Origin of the sequence: Mangrovicoccus sp. HB161399 (assembly GCF_013184745.1) — a bacterium.
GTDB lineage: Bacteria > Pseudomonadota > Alphaproteobacteria > Rhodobacterales > Rhodobacteraceae > Mangrovicoccus.
This window is the reverse complement of the sequence record NZ_JAATVU010000160.1, coordinates 1-4,484: the sequence shown is the minus strand read 5'-3', so window position 1 is coordinate 4,484 and position 4,484 is coordinate 1. Positions and strand designations below refer to the sequence as shown.

At 67.2% G+C, this 4,484-nt stretch carries 4 protein-coding genes; 1 reads left to right on the top strand and 3 read right to left on the bottom strand.

The features are described 5' to 3' along the window. On the bottom strand, window positions 1-549 hold a 549-nt coding region (gene pyrF / locus HCC78_RS31570; protein ID WP_172332668.1), incomplete at its 3' end, for an orotidine-5'-phosphate decarboxylase. Window positions 550-867: 318 nt separating this feature from the next. Continuing rightward, complete coding sequence (locus HCC78_RS31565) at window positions 868-1,155, bottom strand: hypothetical protein (RefSeq protein WP_172332667.1); 288 nt, start codon at window positions 1,153-1,155, stop codon at window positions 868-870. A gap of 282 nt (window positions 1,156-1,437) precedes the next feature. Here HCC78_RS31565 and clpB point away from each other — a divergent pair, with 282 nt between their 5' ends. Further along, window positions 1,438-4,053 (top strand): ATP-dependent chaperone ClpB, encoded by a 2,616-nt coding sequence (gene clpB / locus HCC78_RS31560; RefSeq protein WP_172332666.1) that lies wholly within the window; start codon window positions 1,438-1,440, stop codon window positions 4,051-4,053. 78 nt (window positions 4,054-4,131) lie between these two features. Here the strand turns inward: clpB and HCC78_RS31555 are convergent, their stop codons facing one another. After that, entirely contained in the window at window positions 4,132-4,278 is a 147-nt protein-coding gene (locus HCC78_RS31555; RefSeq protein ID WP_172332665.1) for a hypothetical protein, read from the bottom strand. Between the last annotated feature and the right edge of the window lie 206 nt (window positions 4,279-4,484).

The following is a 4,484-nucleotide window of genomic DNA, read 5'->3' as shown; positions in this document are numbered from 1 at the left end:
ACGCACGCCCGGAGTGACGATCAGGCGGCCGTCCGCTTCGGGCAGGCCGCGGATCAGCGCGGCTTCCTGCGGGGAGGCAATCACCCCGTCCGCTCCGGCGCCGAAGGCCCGCGCCGCTCGTTCCAGCACCAGTTCCTCGACCGGCCCGTCCTGTATCAGCGCGTCGTCCAGGTCGCCGCGGTCCAGCGAGGTGAGGATCGTCACGGCCAGGATCTTCGTGGCCGATCCCGCAGCGCCCTCCTTGGCGGCGCGGACCACATGTGGGTCGCCATGCACGGTAAGGAAGTCCAGATCGAACTGCGCCAGGCCGCGCACCGCGGCCTCGACGGTGGCGCCGATGTCGAAAAGCTTCATGTCGAGGAAGATGCGCTTGCCGTGTTCCTGCTTCAGCTCGTTGGCAAGGGCGAGGCCGCCCCCGGTGAGCATGCCGAGGCCGATCTTGTAGAACCCGACCTCAGGCCCCAGCTTTCCGGCCAGCTCAAGGCCGGCGACGGCATTGGGCACGTCGAGCGCAACGATCAGGCGGTCGTCCGGACGGGTCTCGGTCATCTCTTGTCCTCTCATGGCATCGCCTCCCGATAGCGCGGAGCGCCGCCGGGCATCAAGCCCGGGCGTGGGGCCGATCCGGGGCAAGTTTCCGTCCGGGCTGGCATTGCTGACGCAACCCGGTGCGGACGGGCGGGCGGCATCGCAGGGCATCGATGGTCCGCCGGCTGTCCGCGCGCATCCTGCCGCGGACGAAAGGGCGGCGCGGTCCGGAACGTCCATGAGGGTAGTCCGGAAGGTGCGGCGGCTCATTTGGCAGGCGCAGCCGCCGCGGTCCTGTTGCGGGGATTGGCTTTCCGGCTGAGTCCCTTGCCGCCCGTATCAGGCGGCGGAGGGGCGCACCTGGCGGTCGGCCAGCGACATTGCCTCGTAGCAGAATTTCTCCATCCGCATCGCGGCTCCGAGCATCAGACGGGCCTCGTCGCGGAGACGGTCGCGCAGCGTGCCGCCGCCGCCCTCGGACACGGCCAAGGTCAGGTTTCGGGCCTGTAGCCCGGCACCTGTCTTCAGCAAAAGGCTGACATCGACCTCGAGCAGTCCCGGCCCGACCTGGCGGAGGCGGCGGATTTCGAGATCGGCAAGCTCCGGCGAGGCATCTGGCCGGAGCATGGGAGAGGGGGCATCTTCCATGTTCGGTACCTGCATTGTCATCCCAAGAAGGTATGGGCAAGTTGCCCATTTTTCAACTTTCGATTTTGTCTAAAACACGTGACTCGCGGAAAAGTGCCGATCGGCCCCCGGATTTTCCCGAACAAGGCCCTCCAAAATTCCGCGGCTCCGCGTCTTGCGCAGCCTTCGCGGGCTGCCCATCTTCTGTGCAGAGGCCCTCGGGGCTCCGTGCCGCAACTGCGGGCGGGCAGGCAAGGGCGCTTGAGCAAAGGAGAAAAGTCCATGAACCTTGAGAAGTTCACGGAGCGGTCGCGCGGATTCCTCCAGGCAGCGCAGACCATCGCGATGCGCGAAAACCACCAGAAGCTGACGCCCGAGCATTTGCTCAAGGCGCTTCTGGATGACGAGGAGGGACTGGCGGCAAATCTCATCAAGCGGGCGGGCGGAGCCCCCGAGCGGGTCCGCGAGTCGGTCGAGCTTGCGCTTGGCCGCATTCCGAAGGTTACCGGCGATGCCGGGCAGGTCTTCATGGATCCGCAGCTGGCCCGCATCCTGGACGAGGCCGAAAAGATCGCGTCGAAGGCCAATGACAGCTTCGTGCCGGTGGAGCGAATCCTCACCGCGCTGGCCGTGGTGCGCTCGAAGGCCAAGGAGGCCCTGGAGGCCGGGGCCGTCAGCGCGCAGAAGCTGAACGAGGCGATCAACGACCTGCGCAAGGGCCGCACCGCGGACAGCGCGTCGGCCGAGGACAGCTACGAAGCGCTGAAGAAATACGCCCGCGACCTGACCGAGGCGGCGCGCGACGGCAAGATCGACCCGATCATCGGCCGCGACGAGGAAATCCGCCGCGCCATGCAGGTGCTGAGCCGCCGCACCAAGAACAACCCGGTGCTGATCGGCGAGCCGGGCGTCGGCAAGACCGCGATCGCGGAAGGCCTGGCCCTGCGGATCGTCAATGGCGACGTGCCTGAATCGCTGAAGAACAAGACGCTGATGGCGCTCGACATGGGCGCGCTGATTGCCGGCGCGAAATACCGCGGCGAGTTCGAGGAGCGGCTGAAGTCGATCCTGAGCGAGATCACCGCGGCAGCGGGCGAGATCATCCTGTTCATCGACGAGATGCACACGCTGGTGGGCGCGGGCAAGGCCGATGGCGCGATGGATGCCTCGAACCTGCTGAAACCCGCGCTGGCCCGCGGCGAGCTGCACTGCGTCGGCGCGACCACGCTGGACGAGTACCGCAAGCATGTCGAGAAGGACGCGGCGCTGGCGCGGCGGTTCCAGCCGGTCATGGTGCAGGAGCCGACGGTGGAGGACACGATCTCCATCCTGCGCGGCATCAAGGAGAAATACGAGGTCCATCACGGCGTCCGCATCTCCGACAGCGCGCTGGTGGCGGCCGCGACCCTGTCGCACCGCTACATCACCGACCGCTTCCTGCCCGACAAGGCCATCGACCTGATGGACGAGGCCGCCAGCCGCCTGCGGATGGAAGTCGACTCGAAGCCCGAGGAGCTTGACGCGCTCGACCGCCAGATCCTGCAGCTGCAGATCGAAGCGGTGGCGCTGGAGAAGGAGGACGACCAGGCCTCCATCGACCGGCTCGAGAAGCTGGAAGGCGAACTGGCCGAGCTGCAGGAACGTTCTGCCGAGATGACGGCGCAATGGCAGGCCGAGCGCGACAAGCTCGCGGCGGCGCGCGACATCAAGGAAGAGCTGGACCAGGCGCGGGCGGAACTCGACCAGGCCAAGCGGTCGGGCGATTTCGCCAAGGCGGGCGAGCTGCAATACGGCCGCATCCCGGATCTCGAGAAGCGCCTTGCCGCGGCCGAGGAGGCCGAGGACGAGGTGATGGTCGAGGAAGCGGTGCGCCCCGAGCAGATCGCCGAAGTGGTCGAGCGCTGGACCGGCATCCCGATGTCGAAGATGCTGGAAGGCGAGCGCGAGAAGCTCCTGCGCATGGAGGACGAGATCGGCAAGCGGGTCATCGGCCAGCGCACGGCCGTCCGGGCGGTGTCGAATGCGGTGCGCCGGGCGCGCGCCGGGCTCAACGACGAGAACCGGCCGCTTGGCAGCTTCCTGATGCTCGGCCCGACCGGCGTCGGCAAGACCGAGCTGACCAAGGCCCTGGCCGAGTTCCTGTTCGACGACGACAGCGCCATGGTCCGGATCGACATGTCCGAGTTCATGGAGAAGCACGCGGTCTCGCGCCTGATCGGCGCCCCTCCGGGCTATGTCGGCTATGACGAGGGCGGCGTCCTGACCGAAGCCGTGCGGCGCAGGCCGTATCAGGTGGTGCTGTTCGACGAGGTCGAGAAGGCGCATCCGGACGTGTTCAACGTCCTCTTGCAGGTGCTCGATGACGGGCAGCTGACGGACGGGCAGGGCCGGACGGTCGACTTCAAGCAGACGCTGATCGTCCTGACCTCGAACCTCGGCGCGCAGGCGCTGTCGATGCTCCCGGACGGGGCGGACAGCTCGGCGGCGAAACGCGACGTGATGGATGCGGTGCGGTCGCATTTCCGCCCCGAATTCCTCAACCGCCTCGACGAGACGATCATCTTCGACCGGCTGGGCCGGGCGGACATGGACGGCATCGTCGAGATCCAGCTGCGCCGCCTGGCGAAGCGCCTGGCCGGACGCAAGGTCACGCTGGAACTCGATGCTGCGGCCAAGACCTGGCTGGCGGACGAGGGCTACGATCCGGTCTTCGGCGCACGTCCGCTGAAGCGGGTGATCCAGCGCGCGCTGCAGGATCCACTGGCCGAGATGCTGCTGGCGGGCGACGTGAAGGACGGCTCGGTCATCCCGGTCTCGGCGGGAACCGACGGGCTGATCGTCGGCGACCGTGTCAGCGAGTCGAACCGGCCGAAGCCGGACGATGCCGTCGTCCACTGAGCACCGTCTGCGGAAACGCATCGGGGCGCGGGGGGAAACTTCCGCGCCCATTTTCATTCAGCTCCGGCTGGCGTGCGTTCAGCGCAGGCGGAAGGTTGCGAGGACTTGCTCCGCTTCGGCGCGGAAACCGGCGGTGGGCTTGCGCGAGGAGGGCCGCGGCTCCGTCAGCGACGCCTTGACCTCGATCGCCGTCCTCGCGTCGGATCCGATGATCAGGCAGCGCATGCCATGGGTCAGCTCGGTCTCGGGCCTTTTCCCGAAAGCCCATTCATAGGTGAACCGCAGGCAGAGATCGGTGCCGGGCGGGATCCCCCTCGTTCAGGGTAGTTGTCACCGTTCTTCGATCTGAAACTATGCAGCGAGGCGGGCGGGACAGGATGACAAGTGGCTTATTCACCGGAACGAAAGGCGGCGGTTCTCGCGAAAATGCT

What these genes read in the sequence shown, in the direction of transcription:
- HCC78_RS31565 (WP_172332667.1), bottom strand. Translation starts at nt 1,155, where the DNA reads ATGCTCCGGCCAGATGCCTCGCCGGAGCTTGCCGATCTCGAAATCCGC.
- clpB (WP_172332666.1), top strand. Translation starts at nt 1,438, where the DNA reads ATGAACCTTGAGAAGTTCACGGAGCGGTCGCGCGGATTCCTCCAGGCA.
- HCC78_RS31555 (WP_172332665.1), bottom strand. Translation starts at nt 4,278, where the DNA reads ATGCGCTGCCTGATCATCGGATCCGACGCGAGGACGGCGATCGAGGTC.